Below are 20714 nucleotides of genomic sequence, written 5' to 3'. Positions count from 1 at the left end.
CGTTTCAATCTCGCCAGGGAAAAAAGCCTACATATATTTCTCAATCTTTGCTACTAATTCATCCAACTCAAACGGTTTACCAATAAAATCGTCCGCGCCAGCCTCTCTAGCAATTTTTTCCGTGTCTTTATTCGCGGATATCAGTATGATAGGCAAATTTTTGGTCGCGGGCTGGCTTTTTAAGGCCATACAAATATCGCGTCCATTCCAACCCGACATCCAGATATCCAGCAACAGGAGATCAAAGCGGTCAGGTTGAATATCATGAACTTTTGCACCATCATTGGTGGTTTCCACTTCATAGTCGAATTCTTCCAGGATGAGTGTCAGAGCATCAAGAATACCTGGATCGTCATCGGCTACAAAAATTCTTTTTTTATAGCTCATCGAGCTGCAACCTTCCTCTCTCATTTTTATACTCACTCTCTACCATATTACTTGCATGCTCAAGGGGTAATGAAAATGAAACGGTGGTGCCTTTTCCTTCTTCGCTCTCAATCCAGATCGAGCCGTGATGCCTTTTGACAAATTCGGCTGAAATGTAGAGTCCTAAGCCCAGACCGGGATAGGTGGTCTGGTTCTCGCCTTCAACCCGGAAGAAACGCTCGAAGACCTGTGTATGTCGCTCTTTGGGAATCCCGATGCCAAAATCCTGAATAGAGGTGACAATATATTTATCTCTATAAGCAGTTTTTACCAGGATTTTTCCTGCTTGCGGCGAATATTTAATGGCGTTGGTCAGCAAATTAATCAGGACCTGGCCAAGCCGATCACGATCACCACATACCATGGCCGGCGCGGACAGTTCCTGGTGAATGGTATGGGTAAGGGTTGTACGTTGTGTTTCCTCGACGATCTCGTCGATCAGTGCATTCAGCTCGAAAGTAGAGTTCTGAAAGATCAGTTTGCCGCTTTCGATCTTGGTCACATCCAACAAATCCTTGATCAAGCCTGTCAGACGGTTTAACTGCCCATCCATTTTATGTAACAACTCTGAGGCACGCGCGTCACCATCTTTGCGGAAGCGCCGTTCCAGCAACTGGGTATAGGCCTTGAGACTGGTGACCGGCGTCTTTAGTTCGTGACTGGCGATACCAATAAACTCATCTTTCTGCTGCTCCAGCCGCTTCTGCTCGGTAATATCGGTGCTGGTACCAAACCACTGCACAATCATCCCGGCATCATCATAGATCGGCATCATGCGCGTCAGGAAGGGACGGAAAACTTCATCAGCTCCTTTTAAAGGAAAGACCATTTCAAATGGCTCACCACTGGCCAGAGATTTTTCCCAACGCTTACGCACAGAAGGTAATACGTTGGGATCATGAACGGATTCCCATCCATCCGCTTCCATATCTTCTGGAGTCGTGCCGGTATAGGCATACCAGCGAGAATTGAACCAGTAGATCCAGCCTTTAGGAGTAGCCATCCAGACCAGATTGGGGATGTTTTCTGCCAGTGTCCTGAAGCGCTCTTCGCTCTCTTTGATCTGTTGCCGTGTGTGCACCTGCTCCGTCACCTCAAAGGCATGGATCATGATGTTCTCGACCTTATCATTGGCATCTTTGATCGGGTGGGCCACAAAATTAAAATACGTTTGCTCTAGAATTCCATGCTCGGACCGACTAAAGGAGACTGGATACTCGCTAGCCACAAACGTCTCGCCGGTCGCAAAAACGGTGTCGAATATTTCATAAACTCCCTGACCGGCAAGCTCAGGAAAGACTTCTTTAAAAGGATTCCCTAAAAGCTCTTCTTGCGTACGATTAAAGACCTTCTGATAGAGTGGATTCGCCAGGGTATAGACATGCTGTGGTCCATCCAGCACGGCGATGGCGGCCGGTGCCTGCGAGAACAGACCATAGAGGCGCTCGCGCTCCATCCTCACCGCATCTTCAGCCTTTTTACGTAGCCGAACCAGTTGGAGGTGCGTCCCGACGCGTGCCAGTAATTCACGGGCGCTAAAGGGTTTCACCAGGTAATCGTTGGCCCCGGCTTTGACACCCTCGATCTTTGCTTCTTCGCCCGCACGGGCAGAGAGCAGGATAATCGGCAGCGTGCTGGTCTGAGGATCGGCTCGCAGCCTGTTGAGTAGCTCGATACCGTCCATTTTAGGCATCATCACGTCTGTCAACAGGATATCTGGCTGATATTCCTTCACGGCCTGCAAGGCGGCCTCTCCATCAGCAACGGTTTTGATTTCATAGTGTTGTCGTAGCAACCGGTTCACATAGGCGCGCATATCCGCATTATCGTCAGCGAATAGAACACGCCCTCCCGGTTGAAATTCGCCATCACCGACATTTTCTGTCTCCTCTGAGGTGGGCACCGCAGCAGGCGGCGTATATACCTCCTCCGGCGAGGGGAGCAACCAGGAGGCCTCACTGACATAGCTCTGAAGATTGGTAGTGGTTAATCTAGATTGAACAGATTTATCCAGACGATCCTGTGGCAGATGGGCTGCTCCTAGCGGTAGCGTGACAGTAAAGGTACTTCCTGCGCCCAGTGTACTGGCAACGTCGATGGTTCCACCATGAAGTTTGATCAGCTCAAGCACAAAAGATAGGCCAATACCGGTTCCTTCGTGGGTACGTCCTCGGTGCCACGCACACGATGGAAGCGTTCAAACATATGCGGTAGCTCTGCCTCAGGAATGCCGACACCTGTATCGCTGACAATCAGTTTCACTACATGGCCAGACTGTTGCAGAGTCACCGAAATTTCACCTTTGAGCGTATATTTAAAGGCGTTAGAAAGGAGATTGAGGACGATTTTCTCCCACATCTCTTGATCTACGTAAACCAGTTCTGGCAGTGGTGGACACTCTACAGTTAGTTTGATGCCCGCTTTTTCAATCACCGAGCGGAAACTACTAGCCAGATCTATGGTCATCGTGGAGAGATCTGTTGGGGTATAGAATGCCTGGATACGTCCCGCTTCAATACGCGAGAAATCCAGCAGCATATTCACCAGCTTTAACAGGCGTAGCGCATTGCGGTGAATGATCGCCATCTGCTCGTGCTGTTCAGCAGTTATATCAAGACTACCTGAAATGGCTTCTTCGATGGGTCCGAGCATCAACATCAGCGGGGTGCGAAATTCATGTGAAATATTGCTAAAGAAGATCGTTTTGGCGCGATCAAGCTCTTCCAGTGCCTCGGCTCGCTTACGCTCTTCTTCAAAGGCCTGGATATTCGCGATACTGGCCGCAATCTGCCCTACCAGTAAATGAACAAATCCCTGATACCTTTCGTCAAATAAACGGAGTGGATTCAGCCCGATCACCAGCGCTCCCATCTGACCGCTCTGACCGGATTGCGCAATCGGTACAACGACTGCTTTTTGCGGCGGAATATGCCAGGCGCCCCGTGGCAATTGCTCATACAACGTAGCCAGATCAGGGATGACACACTCTTTTTGCGCTTTTATCGCTTCTGCAAAAGGCCAGCCCTGTGCATCATCCAGGGTGACCAGCGCTGGCATCATTGGATGATCGAGCGGAATACCAGAGCTGCCTGCCAGAGAAGCTGTTTGTTTTTCGGGATCTAACAGGTAAAGCATCGCGAAAGGGATGTCATGAGCATTATTTCCCAGACTTCTGGCACTGAGGGAGCACACCTCATCAATCGTCCGGGCTTCAGAGTTTGAGGCAGCCACGGCGCGTAATAATGCCAGCTGGCGTTCATTAATAATCCGCAGCGTATCATCGGTATTGGCACAAATAATCCCGCCGACACCACCTTCATCTGCTGGCACTGGACTATACGAAAATGTGTAGTAGGTCTCTTCCTGATATCCATAACGTTCCATGATTAAGAGGAGGGATTCATCATAGGTACCTTCATTTGTTTTTAGAGCTATCTCAAGGCGGGGTCCTACTTCATGCCAGATTTCTTGCCAGACGACTGAAGTAGGTTTGCCAAGTGCCCAGGGATGCTTGCCGCCGATAATGGCTTTATATGGATCATTATAGAATGTAGTCAGTTCTGGCCCCCAGCCAATCCAGATTGGCTGCCGGGAAGTAAGCATAATACGTATAATGGTTTTTAAACTCTGAGGCCAAACTTCAACCGGACCAAGGGCGTTTTCGACCAATCAAATGAGCGAATCCGTTCGCCCATATCCCCACCACCAGCCAAAAAATCAAACGAAGCAAAATGAGGCGTGTCTTGCTTTACCATTCGGATCCCTACGTCCTTTATCATTTAATGATAAACCATTGATGGATAATATATTTTAGAAATCTTCAACAGTCTATCATATTCTTTAAGGAAGGGAAAGGAGAGATGCTATTCAAGCTCCCCAATCAGCACTAGAAAAAGGACTACTTCTCTTTCAGGTGTCCACAATCAATGGCGATCAAGCGTGTAGTGCTATGGTGGTCTGCATCGATTGAGCTGATCATTTTATAGTCTTGCACAGGAGGCTTCCTTATGTATCTCGAAGATATACTCATTGTGTGTCTGGAAAGCTTAAATAGTAGATATCCCGAGCATACTATTGACATCAATGGACAGATTATCGGCAGTATCAACCGTGATGCAACCGGATGGAAGGCGGAGGAGCTTATCGAGATGCTGCGTGCGAAGGCGCCTCATTTCTTGCAAAAAATGGCTCATATGACTGTGGATAGCTGCGAAACGACCATTTATCTGATAGAGTATTCCAGGGAGACGCCGGCTTTCTGGCTGCATTGCCAGGGCAAACTCCCTCCCTGTCATGAACATAGCGCCATGAAAAAAAACGCTTTAAAACCTGGTTTAAAATGAGGTATAAAAAAACTCTTCCCGCCTGCTGCGGGAGAGGGGAGGAGAGAGTAGCGGGGGACTGTCATGCTCCCAGCATGCCTGCCCCCGCGCCCCCGGCTTTATTTGGTTAACACCTTCTACATGATCTCCCTGGGGCAAGATCGATAAGGAGCGAGGCAATCAACCACCAGGGATCTTATGCAGAGAAAACTTTTTCTTCGGGTTGCTCGTTGTGATCTGGGAGTTCTGCTGGCTGGGGATGAGCAGTGGGTAGGGCTTTGTGCAGAACCCAGCGAATACTTAAGCCTTGTACCAGAAGGGTAAAGAAGACGACGGCATAGGTTGATACCAGGATCATATTCCGGGCAGGTACTTCCAGAGGAATCGCCAGGGCCAGGGCCAGCGATAATGCGCCACGCAGGCCACTCCAGAAGATGATCAGCCGCCATGAGCGAGGAACATAGCGTCCTTTTTCAAATAGTGAGTTGGGCCACTTAATCCATGAGTGTAACGCGAGCAGAAAGGTCAGACAGAAGCGGGCCAGCAAGACGATGCCTACGGCCAATAACGCGACCAGCCAGGTTCTAAAGCCGGTATCACTGAAGAAGGTATGGGCAAAGGAGCGGAATTGCACTCCTACCAGCAGAAAAATCAGGGCGTTGCCAAGAAAGGCGACGATATTCCAGACGGTATCCACGTCTCCGCTTGTAGCTTCGGACATAGCGGTATTGCGCCCATAATTACCCAGCACCAGGCCCAGCACAATAACCGTGATGATCGCGGATAGATGAATGGTATCAGCAATCCAGAACACACCATAGGCCGCAGCGAGGGTAACCGTCGTCTCGATCTGGGATCATCGATCCGCTTTAAGCCCTGACTGATCAATGCTCCACTAAGGATTCCAAAGACAATTCCACCACCGGCCTCGATCAACAATTGCAAGATGCCTGTGCCAATAGCCGGCCAGCCAGTCAGGGGAGTATTGTGCAGGCCAAGCAAGACCAGCATCAAAAACACTTGATAGAGTGAGCCGGCCACGCCATCATTAAAGAGACTTTCACCTTCAATGATATTGGCCAGCCGCTCATTGACATGCAACTGGCGGAAGAGTCCTAGCACAGCCACAGGATCCGTTGGCGATAGAATTGCCGCCAGCAGAAAAGCCGTCATCCAATCAAGTCCGTCCACCAGATGGAGTAACGCAGCGATAATGACCAGGGAGAACAGGAGTCCAGGTCCGGCCAGGAAGAAAATCACGCGCCAGTTTTTACGTAACAGGTCCAGCTTGACGTTCCAGGCTCCTTCAAACAATAAAGCCGGTAGAAACACATACATGACCAGATCAGGTCAGCGCGCCTCGGGAGTCAAGCCAAGCAGGCCAATCACCAGGCCTACGATGACCAGACCCAGCGTATATGGTATCGCCAGTTTACGTGTGACCAGATTCGTTACCAGGGCGATAGAGAGAAAAAGGACCAGATCGCGAATCAGGATAGGCAGTGTGAGCATTATTTTCCTTTGCAAACCTTCTTTTACTATCAGTGTACCCGCGTCTATCTTAAAAAAGGCAAAGAGAAAGACTGGTTGCCGACCAGTCTTCCCGGCGCTCCACTATGATGATCTTTTCCTATCTTCCCTTATACGCGCATGCCCTGTCAAGCGCAACCCATAAAAAAAGAAGTCCGAGCTTGCTCTTGCTCTTCAAATGTCAATTCGCTATCATAAGACAAAAAAGGGACGGCTATGGATACTGCTTTCTGGCGCTCGATTGCGACTAATAACTTTCAACTGCCTGCACAATACACTATTGAGGAGCTCATACCCGAGCTTTTGCACCAACTGGGCGCGGAAGATCCTGAGCTACGCGATTATTACATTTACACCACCCTTGAACACTGGATCCTGCATGGACTCTGCTCCGAGCAGTTGCTGCGCGAGATGATCACGCAGCTACTCGCGAATATGACGCAGGGCCTGGAGACTGAAGGCGACAACACGGTCCTGCTGCGCTCTTTCTCTGCCCTGACGTTATCGGATATCTTGAAATATGATAATGCGCAACATTTTCTCAAGGGTGATGAAGTACACGCTATTTTAGAACAAGGCATCAGTTATTTTATGCGTGAACAAGACCTGCGCGGCTATGAGGTCGGGAAAGGCTGGGTGCATGCGCTGGCCCATGCAGGCGATCTCCTGGCGGTACTGGCACGCAATCGCCATATCGGAGGTGCCGAGCTTAAACGTATCCTGACGGCCCTGGCCGAAAAGGTCACCGTTCCGACCAGCTATGCCTATCTCACCCTTGAAGAAGAGCGCATGGCGCTGGTCGTAATCGCGGCCCTGACCCGCAACCTGATCCATCCCAGCTTCTGGTCCTGGTGGTGCCGGCCAATGGCCCAGATAGAAGAACAGCTCCACTGGGAGAATACCGTACGCTTTGCGCAGGCCCCCGACATCTATGCCTACCACAATACTAAAATGTTCCTGCACAGCCTGTATTTCCAGCTCACACTGGCCGGCTACAAACTGGCAGGAGCGCAAGAGCTGATCGACGCCATCATCAAAACCCTGAACCAGCTCGATCCCGGCTTCTTCTCCGTCGAAGTCCTAAAGATCATCGACCCCGACATCAAAACAGATCGCTTACGTTAAACCCGTACCGGCAGCGTTTATTGCCAGCGCGCATCGGCCCGGGCATGAGGGGAATCATGTACAATTTGCATCAATTCAATGGCGTTCCCATCGGGATAAGAATGGCGACGCCGCGTGGTGGTAGTTGCATTTCTTGTTGATGGATCTGGTCAGTGATGATGTCACGCATCGGGCGGGGCAGGCTGATGCATTGCTCTATTTCTAGATGATTGAGTAAGAAATAGTAGAGCTGCTCACCTTCACGGCGCGTGACTTCTATTCCCCTGGGAACAAGCAGTGGAACGGTCAGGCTCAGCTGGCTTTGCAGTCTGGCGATCAAGGCGTCCAGGCAGGCGGCATCAGGTCTGGTGGCGATATATAAGGCTGTACCTTTACCGGATTGATGTTCGGTAATCGCGGGCTGGCCAGCGTAGAAGTCCTGTCCGAAGACGCTGAGTGCGCGGGCACCTTCCAGATGGACGACATCGCACCAGTGTTCGCAAGTATACGTCTCGCTCCAATCTTCGTCCGCGTGCTGGCCCACCACGGTATTGGTGCGACCTTCGGGTAGCGGATCAAATTCTTCGACCCAGATGCCCAATGTACGCCGTAGAGGTCCTGGAAAGCCGCCCAGCCAGGCACGGTGAAACTGATCAATCATGCCGCTGAAATAGGTGGTGAGAAAGGTTCCGCCTTGCTCCACATAGCTCTGGATGGCGTCGCCCTGTTCGCGACTGATCATATTAAACAATGGCGCGATGACCAGTTGATATTGGGACAGAGCATGGTCGGGCGAGACGATGTCGACGGGAATGTTGCGTTGCCAGAGGGCTCTGTAGTAGCGCTGCAATTCTTCCAGATAGTGGAAACGGCGGCTGGGTGTATGCTTATTTTCGACCGCCCACCAGTTTGGCCAGCTCATCAACAAAGCGACACGAGCGGCAGGGAGCCGTGTCTCCAGGAACGATGCGCCTAAGCGTTGTATTTCAGCACCCAGGCTGGCTACTTCTTGAAAGGTACGCGTCTGCTCGGTTCCGGCGTGGCTGACCATGGCACCATGATACATCTCGCGACCGCTGCGCGCCTGGCGCCACTGGAAAAACATCACCGAGTTTGAGCCGTGTGCCAGAGCCTGGAGGCTTTGTAAACGCATTACACCTGGCCGTTTCAACGGATTCTCCGCATGCCACTGTACCTGGTTTGGCGTCTGCTCTAATAATAGCCATTGATTATTTTTCAAGCAACGCACAAAGTCATAGTAAAACGCCACCATATCAGGAGTAGAATTATGGCGCGGATAAGAATCCCAGGTAATGATATCCTGGTGTGGTGCCCAGCTAAAATAATCGATAGTACGGGTTAAACCATGAAAGTTGGTCATGACTGGAATATGTGGAGTGACTTCACGCAGAATCGCAGCCTCACTTACATAACTTTCCAGATTCATCGCTGAGATGAAGCGCTGGTAATCAAGTTGTAGGGCCTGCATGCTACGCTCACCGATACTGACGGGCGGCTGGATCTGCTCCCAACTGGTATAGGTGTGACTCCAGACCGAGGTGATCCAGTGCTGGTTGAGTTGCGCTAACGTTCCATAGCGTTGCTGTAACCAGCCCTGGAAGCGCAGCGCACAGTGCTCACAATAGCAGGCGGGACCATATTCATTGCTGATATGCCAGAGCAATAGAGCAGGATGCTCACGATAGCGCTCAGCAAGCAGGCGTACGAGTCTGTTAGCATGAAGACGAAATTGCTCACTGGTCGGACAATAGTTAAGCCTGACCCCATGCTGCTGGCGCTGTCCCATCTCATTCACAGGAAGAATCTCGGGATATGCAGCCGACAGCCAGGCGGGCTGCGCGGCCGTGCCTGTTCCCAGACAGACAAAGATCTGCTGCTCGGCCAGCAGGTCAAAGATCTGATCCAGCCACTCAAACGTAAAGACATCTTCAGCCGGTTGCAGAGCCGCCCAGCTAAACACACCCAGCGAGACACAATTCACGCCCGCCTTGCGCATCAAGCGCAGATCCTCCTGCCAGATAGCATTGCCATCTTCCTCTGACAACCATTGCTCCGGATTATAATCCCCACCATAAAAAACTGTCGAGCGAGGCAATCGAGGGCAAGCCTCGAACCTACGAGATCCTTGCTCATGTGCTTGCTGTTGCATAGACATTCCCCCATTTAATGTTATTGGCAATCAAATGCACCATCACCTCAAACGATCATGTAGGTTCGACCCTTGAGGTCGATTGGTGACCCTTGAGGTCGATTGGTGACCTTCATGATATGCCTACGTCACCACGATTTTTTTTAGTATATGCCGCTCCCAAAGTACGCCATACAATTAAAGACTATAGGATAACAATGAATAACGTTGACAAGCCTGGGCACAGGCAATAGAATGCGTACACATAGGTAGTAAATGCAGTAATTTATGAGCAATCAGCTTTAGCAAAGGGCGAGGGGGAATATGCAGGTAATTTTCGCAGGTGGTGCAGCCGGTGTCGGCGCAAGTTGTGTGGCGATCCAGATCGCGGAGCGGTGGATTGTCGTTGATGCAGGGGTGCGCGTGGATCGCTCGGCCGATCCATTACCTGATCTGGCACTCTTAGAGGACAAAGATGTACAGGCGATCTTTGTAACGCACGCCCACGCTGACCATATCGGTGCACTACCACTGCTACATCGCGCGTTTCCCAGCGCTCCTATCTATACCTCACGGGCCACGCACTTATTGATGGAGATCATGCTGGCCGATGCCTTGAAGATTATGAATAAGCGCGCGGTCGAGGAGATGGAGATCCCACTCTATCCTGCGGCGCTGGTCGGCAGTATGCTAAGCAGGGTGCGGCCGATCCCGGTTGGTGAGAGTTGTACCGTGGCACAATTACCAGGGGTTACGATCCATACCAGTCGGGCAGGCCATATTGCGGGTGCGATGAGTCTGGGCTTTGTCAGCAAGCAGGAGAGCATCGTGGTCTCAGGCGATATCAGTATGACACCCCAGAGAACGATCCTGGGCGCAGTACCACCAGCGCTTGAGCGGCCCGACCTGCTGATCCTTGAATCGACCTATGGTGCCCGCCTCCATCCCAATCGTCAGGCGGAAGAACAACGTATGGCCCAGGCAGTGGCCGAAGGACTGAAAACCGGACATGTGCTGCTACCTTGCTTTGGTCTGGGACGCGGCCAGGAAATCCTGCTATTGCTCCAGGCAATGCAGGAACAGGGCGTGGTGCCGGTCTTCCCCATTCATGTCGATGGATTGGTACGGCGCGTCTGCACGGCCTATCAATTGATGCCCGAGGCCCTGACACCACGGCTCAGTCGGCAGATCCGTAAGGGCTTCTTACCCTTCCAGGGCGATAACGTCAACTTTGTACGCGATGCCCGCGAGCGACAAACAATTCTGGATGGTCCTCCGGCCTGTATTATCGCCAGTTCGGGTATGTTGACCGGAGGCCCCAGCGCCTGGTATGCTGCCAGGCTGGCTGGTAATCCCAACGCTTCGATTCTGATTACCGGTTACCAGGATGAAGAATCGCCGGGCAAAAAGCTGCTGGACCTGGCCGAGCATAAGAAAGATACGCTGCAACTCGAAAATCAGCAGATCATGGTCCAGTGTAATGTGGCCAAGTACAGCCTGTCAGCCCATGCGGATGGCGGCGAACTGGCCTCCTATGCTTCTCACCTCAAACCGCGACGCGTGGCCCTGGTCCATGGAGATGATGATGCCAGACGCGCCTTGCTTGGTTTGCTGGAACAAACCGAGGTGCTGCTCCCCAAAAATGGTGACACGCTCGATCTGAGTGTACTGCAGAAAAAGAAGAAAGTAGAGCCACTCGCACCGGCACCAACCCCGGTTGAGCCTGAAAGCCTGCCCTATGGAATCGGCGAGGACGGCATCTTTAATGCCTCTCACCTGGAGCAACTGTGGAAGGCCCTGGAACATGTCCCGTCGTATCAGGTGGTGACGGTCAGGGAACTGGTCAATGTCTGGTATGGGGATCGGGCCATTCCTGAACATGCCATGTGGCTCTCGGATGTCTTGGAAGATGAGCAGCCCTATGACGAGCCCTATTTTACTCCGGCAGGCGAGATCTCCGAGGCCTACTATGTGCGGCGCACGCAGGAAGATGAGCAGGAGGATCGCCTGCGCAAACTGGTGGGACGTATCATCCTGCTACGTACTAATCCAGCCGCCGCCAAGCCTGTATTATGTCGAGCCATCGACACGCGCGACACCCTGCGCGTCCTCTTTCCCAGAGGCGAATCCTTTGATCGCACCAGATATCCGTTACGCGCCCTGCTCGACGTGATGGGACCCCTACCGTATCAGGAAGAACTGAGCGAAAAAGAGTTGCTGACCAACTGTGTACGCAATGCACGCAGGATCCGCAAAGGACTATCAGCCCACGAACTGGCCCGCAACTGTCAGGAAGATACAGCCTATACGCTGACAGAACTGTGTAATCTGGCCGGGGTCTCACAACATAAGGTAGAGGAGCGTCTGGCACTGGCCAAATTGTTACAACAACATCCACAGATCTTTACGCAACACGACGATCTGGTGGATGGTCAGGGGCCGGTCCATTATGGGCTGGCACCAACGTGGCGTGAGGCCCTGGAACAGCCAGAGCAGCGCGAACGTCCCGACCAGAACTGGATCCTGGCCACGATCGAGCGCTATATCGGTACACCGCCCGAACTGATTCGGCGCAGCCTGGATGGAGAGACCGGAGATGTCACCCTCTCATTTCTATATCCAGAGGGAGCCTGGGAACGCTACCACGAACAACTTGATGCGGCCGCCGAAGAGGCTGGCGTGAATATCGACATCTCGCCACAGACACCGCTCAAAGAGATGACCAGCTTCGCCCAGCGGCAGCTACCATCCGGACTGACGGTACAGGGCAATCCCTCCATCTTTCTGGACCAGCGCATGATCCGCTTCACCTGCTCAGGCCAGGTCAGCGAGGGAGAGATGCAAACAGCTCAACAGCAAGTGCTGGCCGAAACCGGCTGGACGCTGGAAGTCGCGGGAATAGCCGAAAGTCGTCAGCCTGCACAACCTGTCAGTAGAGCCAGAAGTGCGGTGGCGACCCCAAATGCAACAGGAACCGCCATTCAGGAACAACAGGCGATCAGCATAGCCCGCGACCTGCTTGGAGATCTGGCCGGCTTTCGCAAAGTAGGTATCGAGAAGACCAACTACACTTTAAGGGTACGCTTCGAGTTCCCGGAAGTAGCACAACAACGCTATGCATCCATCTTTGAGCAGATCGAGTCCAGCACAGGCTGGCAGATCCGCCTCTATCCACTGACACCAACCCAGGAAGCGCTGGCAGCCATGGCTCATAGCTTATTGCCAGACGGACTGGAAGTCATCGGCAAGCCTTCGATCTACTGGGATCGCAATACCGTTGGTGTCCTCTGTAAAGGCACCGCCGAAGTAAGCGCAGCCTATGAAGCCCGGCAGCAATTCACCGCCGAGACCGCCTGGACACTGGAACTTCAGGGCATGAGCTTGCAGGCAGCCCCGGCCACCAGAGATGGCCAGAAACTGGAACCAATCACAACAGCGGATGAACCCGCTCAAGGGAATGGCTCTGCCGCAGACGAGCCAGCAGAGCCACAGGAAGTAAAACAGCTACTGGTAGAGATGGATCCAGCATCTCGCGTCACGCAGGTACAGGCCATGGCCATAGCCAGCCAGCTCCTCAGCGATGCCGAAGATCTCTATCAGATCGGCGTCGATGCCAAACGCGGCTGCCTATGGCTACACTTTCACTTTCCACAGGGCGCACGCGTACACTACGCCGATCGCTTCCAGGAGATTACGGCGCAGACCGGCTGGGGCATCGAGTTACATGAACGCGTCCACCTGAAAGCGCTCATCAACACGGCCCGCAAGCTCATCCCGATTGAAGCAAAGATCATTGGCAAACCCATTATTGACCATGCCCACCAGCGCATCACCTTCACCGGCATCGGCGCCATGAGCCAGTCCGAAAAAGAAGAAGCGCAACGCGTCTTCACAGAAGTCACCGCCTGGCAGCTGGAGCTCAGAATGGGAACCAGCCAGGAAAGCGCAGATAGAAGCTGACATCCTCTATCCTCCCGACGTAGCGATTTCCCTGAAACCGGGAGGATAGAGTTCATTCCAGATATTGATACTGCTTGAAACGTCACACCAGAAAAACCTGTATAGTTGCGCAGCTCCAGTTCTGCTTCGAGCTGCCTGACAGTATCTAGCACCACGCCAATCGCGATCAAGAGCGAGGTACTACTTAGCAATTGTGTACCACCGATGCGTGTAAAGAAGGGTAGGATCGTGATAAGGGCAAGAAAAAATGCGCCGCCAAAGGTAATTCTATTCAGAATATGTAAAAGTTGCGTGTTGGTCGGCTTACCAGGACGCAATCCTGCAATAAACGCTCCTTGCTTCTGAAGACTTTCTGCAATATTCTGCTGCTGCCAGAGCACATAGGCATAAAAGTACGTAAAGGCAAAGACCAGCAAGGCATTGATCCCCCAGTAAATCCATCCCGATGGATTAAAGATCCAGACGGCAATCCAGGTAGTGGCTTCCTTGAGCCCGACCGGACCATTCGTGGTACTGAGATAGCGAATCAGTGCAGAAGGGACCAGCAGTAAAGAGGATGCGAAAATCAGTGGAATCATGCCCGCACTGTTTATTTGCAGCGGAATATAGCTTGTCCTGGCTTGTCCGACCGCCATGTCTTTATTGACAATACGCCGGGTTGGATAATGGATCGGGACGCGCCGCTGTCCCATATACATATACACCATGCCCATAATTGCCAGCAGACACACCAGCAGAAAAACAGCGATGCTGACAATGGGCGCTCCATTGCCTCCACCATTCACCAGTGCCAGATAGCCTTGCTTCACTGTTTGTGGTAGCGTAGCAAGGATGCCACCAAAGATAATCAATGAAATGCCATTCCCGATGCCTTTTTCATTAATCAACTCGCCTAACCAGAGTAAGATCATCACGCCTGCAATCAATGCCAGGATGATTGCCAGAGAATTCAGCACATACCTGGCATCAAACAGGTCGAAATGCGCCAGGACACCTTGCTGTTGATACATCAGACATGAGCTGATCGCCTGCAAAAAAGCTAACGGCACAGTGATCAGACGCGTAATCGCATTTAAGCGTGTACGGCCTGCTTCCCCTTGAAGCGCCAGATCCTGGAGCGCTGGAATCAGCGGTTGCAGCAATTGCATCACAATTGTAGCGGTAATATATGGGTATACAGATAGAGCAATGATAGAAAAGCTATGCAATGAGCCACCGGAAAAACCATCAATCAACCCGAATAGTTGTCCTATCCCTTGTTGATCACGACCAGGATCAAACATTTTGAGGAGATTCACTCGTCCTTCAGGCGATAAGGGAACAGTAATAATATCAAGGACGCGCACAAGCAATAGTATAGCCAGGGTAAAGAATATTTTATTGCGCACATCGCGTGCAACCATAATAGTGTGTAATTTCTGCCACATAGACTTCTCCTTAAGGTCCGCTAACTGAACGTTTTGCAGACATCTTAAAGGAGAAAAAGCGGTAAAAACAGCGCCTGCGTGAGGCATACCTGAGGATCATTTGAGCACAAAAATTCCACCATCAGTAGTGGGGATCTCCACCATCAATCGTGGGATCTCCACCATCAGTAGTGGGGGCAAATAGCTTCACCAGAATGATACATGTTTAAAACTGGATAGATCATCGATCAGAGATAGGCGGGTAATGCTTTACGGCTGGTATAGGCATGCATAATGTCGTCCGGCGGCAGAAGGCGCCAATACGAGGCCAGCCACTCGTTGCCCCAGTGGGCTTTATTTGTGTCGAGTTGAGAGAGACAGATTGCTGGTTGGCCGAGGATGTTCTGTGCATAGAGTTTATGCAAGGCCGCCTCGATACGTGGCACAAAGCGCGAGGTCAGATTAGCTTTATCCACGGAAATCATACTGGCCGACAACAATTGTGCCATCTGTAACGGATGCTGATAATCACCACTACGGGCCAGTTGACGCCAATGTTCAACCAGATAAAAAGCGAGACGTAACGCTAAATAATCGTTGCGCGGATGAAGTTGGAAGATTTGCCGTTCTACACTGGATAGAAACATGCTATTGCCACTTTGATAGGACGCGATCCAATTGCCTGGTCCAACCAGATAACCAGTAATTTTGTGCCCCTGTGCTACTTGCTGCACATGCATATAGGGCGTATTCAGTGCATTGACATGGACCTGACCCTGCTGCCGGATATATTGCTGACCACGAAGAGTATAGCGGGATAAGTGGAGAAGCTCCGCGTGGATTTGCTGCTTCTGCTTACTCTGATAGCCATCCGAAAAACGCTTGCTGGCACCTGGATACGCGATGCGCTGATGCTTCTGAATGCCTCTCCAAGCCAGAATCTCTTCTACCTTGATCGCAACCAATCCATGCGCTGAAAGCTGTGGGTCAGTATGCCTGTTGTTCCACAGACCCAGCAGGATACGGGCGGTAAGGAGGGTACTATCACCTGTTATTTTTGACTGTCCCGGCATTGAACACACTTGAGAAGGATCCTCGCCAGCTTGATAATAGACATGGAGCGCATTGGAAGCGTGATAGCAGGATAGACCGCTAGCAGACGCCTGTTGCCATTGCGCAGGCGTAGCCAGCAAGGCTTCTCTCATGGCCATATCTTCCCGGAAATTGGGAAGCGAGAGATAACGCGCATGGTTGACATGCGGCACACGCGCAAGCAGTGTATGCGCATCCGACAATGCTGGTAGCGGATAAAAAGCTGGAATGTTGTCATCAGCAACTTCAGTCAGGTGCGGCTGCGTAACAGGCAAGGAGTGCCGATTGCCACCAAAGTCTGCCAGAGCCACCTGTGGATCAAAACAGATACCAACCAGGACCAGCAAAAGATAGATCAACGCCAATAATTTAAGGGGTTGCTCATAGCGATACTGCTTGAGATCCATCTGCTTGAAAGCTTGAAGCTTCATGCTCATATCCTCAAATTCTATAATTCTGCTGGTCTATCTCTATATACATCCTATTCATCGCCTCACTATTATAAATGGAAGCAAGATAATTATGCAAGCAATGTGCCATATCTATCCAGATCCATTTGCGTACTCACAGTGACTTTGCAGCTCTTTACATCAAAAAAGCTTGACAAAGCATTGGGCTTCGTTTATTTTAATAGAGGCATTTGAATTATTATTTCATAGGAGTTGACACGTATGCCCGACTGCCGCTAATTCTGTACCGTTTTCCTTTCCAGGAAGAAAGTACGCCAGGATGTTTATGCCTGCTTGATCTCTATGATGTTTGCATACATCATGAGCTTTTTTGTGCAGGGAACAAGCTTGTCTAGTGTAGATCAAGCTTGTCTGGTGTAGATCAAGCTTGTCTGGTGTAGATCAAGGTACAGAAGGCATGTTGCAGGCTTTGCGCGGTCATCTCTGAGCTGATGTAAAGAGGCCATCGAACAAGCGACCACTCCTCTTTCCTCCTGGTGGGCAACCTCACTGCATTGACAGCATACGTCCGGCACATGTATAGCGGCACATAGTCTCTCTATGCTCTTGCCCACTTCTGCTTCCCTCCCCCTCTGCCTACACGCATACTTTCTCTCCTGGAAAGCCATCATGGTACATCCCTTTGATCTCAATGTGTATATCTGAACAAGTGAAAGGATGTATTGGTGAGTTTGCGACCCTTTCGACGCTACTTTGTTTTATTGGCCCGCTATCTGCGTCCACAATGGCTGACGACACTGTTGATGTCACTACTATTGCTGGTCAGCATTGGCTTACAACTGGAGAATCCGCGCATCCTGCGCGACTTTATCGATATGACGCTGGCGCAGGGTCTCTCCCAGAATCTGATCTGGGCGGCCCTGCTCTTTCTGGTGATCACGCTACTCAATCAAGCGGTCTCGGTGGCCTCGTCGTATCTCTGCGAGAAGGTGGCCTGGACGGCGACGAATGCTTTGCGTGGCGATCTGCTGGCACATGTGTTGACGCTGGACCAGGGTTTCCATAAGAGCCATACCCAGGGCGAGCTACTGGAGCGCATCGATGGCGATGTCAACGATCTGGCCAATTTTTTCTCGAAGTTTGTGGTGCATATGGTCTTCCATATCCTATTGCTACTCGGGATGCTGCTGGTGCTGGGTACAATTGATTGGATCTTGAGTGCCAGTATGGGATTGTATTGCTTACTGGTGGTGGCTGCACTGACCTGGATGCGCCGACCTGTGGTGGATCGCTGGGTGGTGGCGCATCAGGCCAGTGCGGAGTTCTTTGGCTTTATCGGTGAGTCGCTGGTGGCCGCCGAAGATATTCGTGGCAATGGTGGGCTGAACTATGTCTGGCACAACTTCTATCAGCGCTTCTCCCGCTGGTATAACACAACTTGCTATGCAGGCTGGTCCGGTGCCTCGCCCTGGATCATCTCGCAAGCCCTCTTCACACTCGGTAAAGTCCTGGGGCTGGTCCTGGGAGCCTATCTCTGGAGCATCCATATCGCCTCACCCGGCACTGTCTATCTGATTTTTGTCTATAGCAATCTGCTGATGCAGCCACTCGACCAGATTCAGTGGCAGATCCAGGACCTCAATAAATCGGAATCCTGTATCCGCCGTATCGATGGCCTGCTCCAGACCCGGTCCGCGATTCAGGATGGTCCGGGGGCGATGCCTGCTGCGGGTGCGCTAACGCTCACGTTTGAGCAGGTTACCTTTGGCTATACGAAATATGAGCCTGTGTTACAGGATATCTCGTTTCAGCTGCCAGCCGGACACGTGCTGGGAATTGTCGGGCGCACCGGCAGTGGCAAAACCACACTCTCACGCCTGCTCTTCCGTATGTATGATCCTCAATCTGGCCAAATCTGCCTGAATGATGTGCCGCTCACAGAAATGCGGCTGGTAGACCTGCGCCAGCGGCTAAGCCTGATCACACAGGATGTCCAGCTCTTTGATGCCTCGGTACGCGATAATCTGACGTTCTTTGACCGCTCGATCAGCGATCAACAGATTCACACCGTGCTGGCCGAGATTGGTCTGCTGGATTGGTATCAGGCGCTGCCGGAGGGATTAGCGACCCGGCTGGGTCCAACCGGGAATGGTCTATCGGCCGGGGAGGCTCAGTTGCTGGCCTTCGCACGCGTCTTTTTGACGCACCCTGATCTGGTGATCCTGGATGAAGCGTCATCACGACTGGATCCTGTGACGGAACAGGTGATTGAGAAGGCGGTGGATCGGCTTTTCGAGCAGCGCACCGGCATCGTGATCGCCCATCGACTGGCAACGCTACAGCGCGTGGATGAGATCCTGGTGATTGAGCATGGACGTATTGTGGAGGCGGGTCCACGCGCCACGCTGGCCGCTGATCCAACCTCTCATTTCGCCCGCCTGCTACAGCATGAGCAAGGAGGAGTATTCGTATGAAGATGTACAGTATGCTTGTGAGCTTGAATCGCTATCGCCTCTTTTATCAGGTACGGGGAGTACTGCTTGGCTTTGTCTCCCATGCTGCCACACTAACGTTTGGCCTGTTGCTCCAGCAGCTTTTTGACTTGCTCATGCAGCGACCACAATTTACCGGTCAGCTGGCATGGCTGCTCACCGGACTCTTTGCGCTGACCATGATTCAGATGGGGATGCAGTTTATCGGCTTTGATAATACTCTCAAGTATCATTATCCGGTGCGCGGCCTGCTCAGTCGGAATGTGCTGGCCCGGCTTTTCAGGCAACCAGGCGCACGTGCGCTAAATGTCTCGCAGGGCGAGGCCCTCAACACGCTGCGCGATGATACCGAGACAGTGGCGTATGCGCCCGGCTTTGGTCAACTGGGTGACATCATTTTTACGCTGGTCGCTCTGTTCATCCTGCTGCGCATCGACGCCATCATCACCCTGGCGGTCCTGATTTCATTAGGACTGATCATTATGCTGGCACGGCTCTGGATGAAGCAGATTGAGCAGTATCGTCAGGCGAGCCGCGAGGCAACCGGCAAGGTGACTGGACTGGCCGGTGAGTTGCTGGGGGCGACCCAGGCGATCCAGGTAGCGGGCGCCGAAGCGGCGGTAGTCGCACGCTTCCGTCAGCTCAGCCAGCAACGGCTGGTCCAGCTCCTACGCGAACGGCTCCAGAATGATAGCGTCAATGCTGTACTGGGCAATACCATCGGGCTCGGTACCGGACTGGTATTGTTTATGGCCGCGCTACGCTCGCATGCCTCCCATCTAAGCATTGGAGAGATCACGCTCTTCATCTTTTACATGGAATATATTACCGGCACCCTGACCGCGCTAGGAGATAGTATGGGAAACTTTGCGCGCACCCGCGTCTCCTTGACACGCCTGCTGGCCTTGATGCAGGCACAGGATCAAGATGAACAACTGCTGGTTGAGCACCATCCAGTCTCAAACAAGCAGCAGGCATTAAATGTATCCGAGATACATGCAAGCGTACAGAGTGATCCGTTAGCACTGCTCACAGCAACCAATCTCAGCTATCACTATTCGAGCAGTGGTAAAGGCATCGACGGCATTAACCTGAGCCTGAAACGTGGCAGCCTGACAGCAATCGTGGGCCGCGTTGGCTCAGGCAAGACCACACTGGTACGTACGCTGCTGGGACAACTTCCCAGAGATACGGGAGAAATATGTTGGAATGGTCAAGCAGTCGGCGATGCAGCGGAATTCTTTGTGCCGCCACGCTCGGCTTATACACCGCAGGTTCCGCATCTCTTCAGCGATACGCTGCAGGCCAATATCTTACTTGGACAAACTGAAGAAGCCACAGATATCCAGGCTGCCCTGTATCAAGCAGTACTGGATCAAGATGTGGCCAGCTTTCCAGCGGGCATCCAGACAGAGATCGGTACACGCGGCATGAAGCTTTCAGGTGGACAGGCCCAGCGCACCGCGGCAGCACGCATGCTGGCCCGATCCGCGGAATTACTGGTCCTGGACGACCTTTCCAGCGCCCTGGATGTCACCACCGAAAGCCAGCTATGGGAACGACTCTTCGCACAACGCGAGCGCACCTACCTGGTCGTCACCCATCGTCAGGCCGTCTTGCGCCGCGCCAACTGGATCATCGTCCTGAAAGACGGGCAGATAGAATCACAGGGCACTTTGCAAGCATTATTAAACACCAGCCAGGAGATGCAACGCCTATGGTCCATAGAACAGGTTGATGCCATTCAAGAGGCTTAGGCATGATTCACAGCACGGTGACAGATGCGTCTCAGGCCTCCTCTCCCATCACGCGCGCGGCTGTGT

General features: G+C 52.1%; 11 protein-coding genes and 2 pseudogenes. 5 read left to right on the top strand and 8 right to left on the bottom strand.

The features are described from left to right. Positions 1–27: 27 nt before the first annotated feature. From KDW_RS22985 to KDW_RS35275, 3 genes are read right to left on the bottom strand one after another with little or no spacing between them, the layout of a single operon-like run. Positions 28–387, bottom strand: coding sequence for a response regulator (locus KDW_RS22985; protein WP_151758265.1), 360 nt, complete (start codon positions 385–387; stop codon positions 28–30). Next, a complete protein-coding gene (locus tag KDW_RS35280; RefSeq protein WP_151758264.1) occupies positions 377–2557 on the bottom strand; it encodes an ATP-binding protein in 2181 nt (726 codons plus the stop codon). Before KDW_RS35280 ends, KDW_RS22985 begins: the two co-directional genes overlap by 11 nt. Further along, a complete protein-coding gene (locus tag KDW_RS35275) occupies positions 2545–4095 on the bottom strand; it encodes a GAF domain-containing sensor histidine kinase (protein WP_151758263.1) in 1551 nt (516 codons plus the stop codon). The genes KDW_RS35280 and KDW_RS35275 overlap by 13 nt, the downstream gene beginning before the upstream one ends. A gap of 338 nt (positions 4096–4433) precedes the next feature. On the opposite strand from KDW_RS35275, the gene KDW_RS22970 reads away from it, so the two are divergent. Beyond that, the gene (locus KDW_RS22970) at positions 4434–4769 is read left to right on the top strand and encodes a hypothetical protein (protein ID WP_151758262.1); all 336 of its coding nucleotides are present in this window, start codon (positions 4434–4436) and stop codon (positions 4767–4769) included. A 175-nt stretch (positions 4770–4944) separates the two neighbouring features. Here the strand turns inward: KDW_RS22970 and KDW_RS34220 are convergent. Continuing rightward, a pseudogene (locus KDW_RS34220) lies at positions 4945–6086 on the bottom strand (cation:proton antiporter). A gap of 12 nt (positions 6087–6098) precedes the next feature. Continuing rightward, a complete protein-coding gene (locus KDW_RS31955; protein ID WP_162005532.1) occupies positions 6099–6260 on the bottom strand; it encodes a hypothetical protein in 162 nt (53 codons plus the stop codon). Positions 6261–6494: 234 nt separating this feature from the next. Here KDW_RS31955 and KDW_RS22955 point away from each other — a divergent pair, with 234 nt between their 5' ends. Next, a complete protein-coding gene (locus KDW_RS22955) occupies positions 6495–7403 on the top strand; it encodes a DUF2785 domain-containing protein (RefSeq protein ID WP_151758259.1) in 909 nt (302 codons plus the stop codon). A gap of 70 nt (positions 7404–7473) precedes the next feature. On the opposite strand, the gene KDW_RS22950 is transcribed toward KDW_RS22955, so the two are convergent. Then, positions 7474–9552 carry a beta-galactosidase gene (locus tag KDW_RS22950; RefSeq protein ID WP_162005531.1) on the bottom strand — a complete coding sequence of 693 codons (2079 nt, stop codon included), beginning with the start codon at positions 9550–9552 and terminating at the stop codon, positions 7474–7476. Between the two features lie 303 nt (positions 9553–9855). On the opposite strand from KDW_RS22950, the pseudogene KDW_RS34215 reads away from it, so the two are divergent. After that, a pseudogene (locus KDW_RS34215) lies at positions 9856–11133 on the top strand (MBL fold metallo-hydrolase); the annotation flags it as partial. 2066 nt (positions 11134–13199) lie between these two features. On the opposite strand, the gene secY reads toward KDW_RS34215, so the two are convergent. Together secY and KDW_RS22935 are read right to left on the bottom strand one after the other, a co-directional pair. Continuing rightward, complete coding sequence (gene secY, locus KDW_RS34210) at positions 13200–14918, bottom strand: preprotein translocase subunit SecY (RefSeq protein WP_162005530.1); 1719 nt, start codon at positions 14916–14918, stop codon at positions 13200–13202. 227 nt (positions 14919–15145) lie between these two features. Beyond that, complete coding sequence (locus tag KDW_RS22935) at positions 15146–16420, bottom strand: hypothetical protein (protein WP_151758255.1); 1275 nt, start codon at positions 16418–16420, stop codon at positions 15146–15148. A 704-nt stretch (positions 16421–17124) separates the two neighbouring features. On the opposite strand from KDW_RS22935, the gene KDW_RS22930 reads away from it, so the two are divergent. Next, the gene (locus tag KDW_RS22930; RefSeq protein ID WP_233097854.1) at positions 17125–18873 is read left to right on the top strand and encodes an ABC transporter ATP-binding protein; all 1749 of its coding nucleotides are present in this window, start codon (positions 17125–17127) and stop codon (positions 18871–18873) included. Beyond that, positions 18870–20648: an ABC transporter ATP-binding protein gene (locus tag KDW_RS22925; RefSeq protein WP_151758254.1), complete on the top strand. Its 1779-nt coding sequence runs from the start codon at positions 18870–18872 to the stop codon at positions 20646–20648. Before KDW_RS22930 ends, KDW_RS22925 begins: the two co-directional genes overlap by 4 nt. The last annotated feature ends 66 nt before the right edge of the window (positions 20649–20714 follow it).

The organism is Dictyobacter vulcani (assembly GCF_008974265.1).
GTDB lineage: Bacteria > Chloroflexota > Ktedonobacteria > Ktedonobacterales > Ktedonobacteraceae > Dictyobacter > Dictyobacter vulcani.
Note: the sequence above shows the minus strand (reverse complement) of the source record. Positions and strands in the feature narration are given on the sequence as shown.

Coding starts and splice junctions, on each gene's coding strand:
- KDW_RS31955 (WP_162005532.1), bottom strand. CDS start 6,260: ATGCTCACACTGCCTATCCTGATTCGCGATCTGGTCCTTTTTCTCTCT.
- KDW_RS22935 (WP_151758255.1), bottom strand. CDS start 16,420: ATGAAGCTTCAAGCTTTCAAGCAGATGGATCTCAAGCAGTATCGCTAT.
- KDW_RS22970 (WP_151758262.1), top strand. CDS start 4,434: ATGTATCTCGAAGATATACTCATTGTGTGTCTGGAAAGCTTAAATAGT.
- KDW_RS22950 (WP_162005531.1), bottom strand. CDS start 9,552: ATGCAACAGCAAGCACATGAGCAAGGATCTCGTAGGTTCGAGGCTTGC.
- KDW_RS22985 (WP_151758265.1), bottom strand. CDS start 387: ATGAGCTATAAAAAAAGAATTTTTGTAGCCGATGACGATCCAGGTATT.
- secY (WP_162005530.1), bottom strand. CDS start 14,918: ATGTGGCAGAAATTACACACTATTATGGTTGCACGCGATGTGCGCAAT.
- KDW_RS22955 (WP_151758259.1), top strand. CDS start 6,495: ATGGATACTGCTTTCTGGCGCTCGATTGCGACTAATAACTTTCAACTG.
- KDW_RS22925 (WP_151758254.1), top strand. CDS start 18,870: ATGAAGATGTACAGTATGCTTGTGAGCTTGAATCGCTATCGCCTCTTT.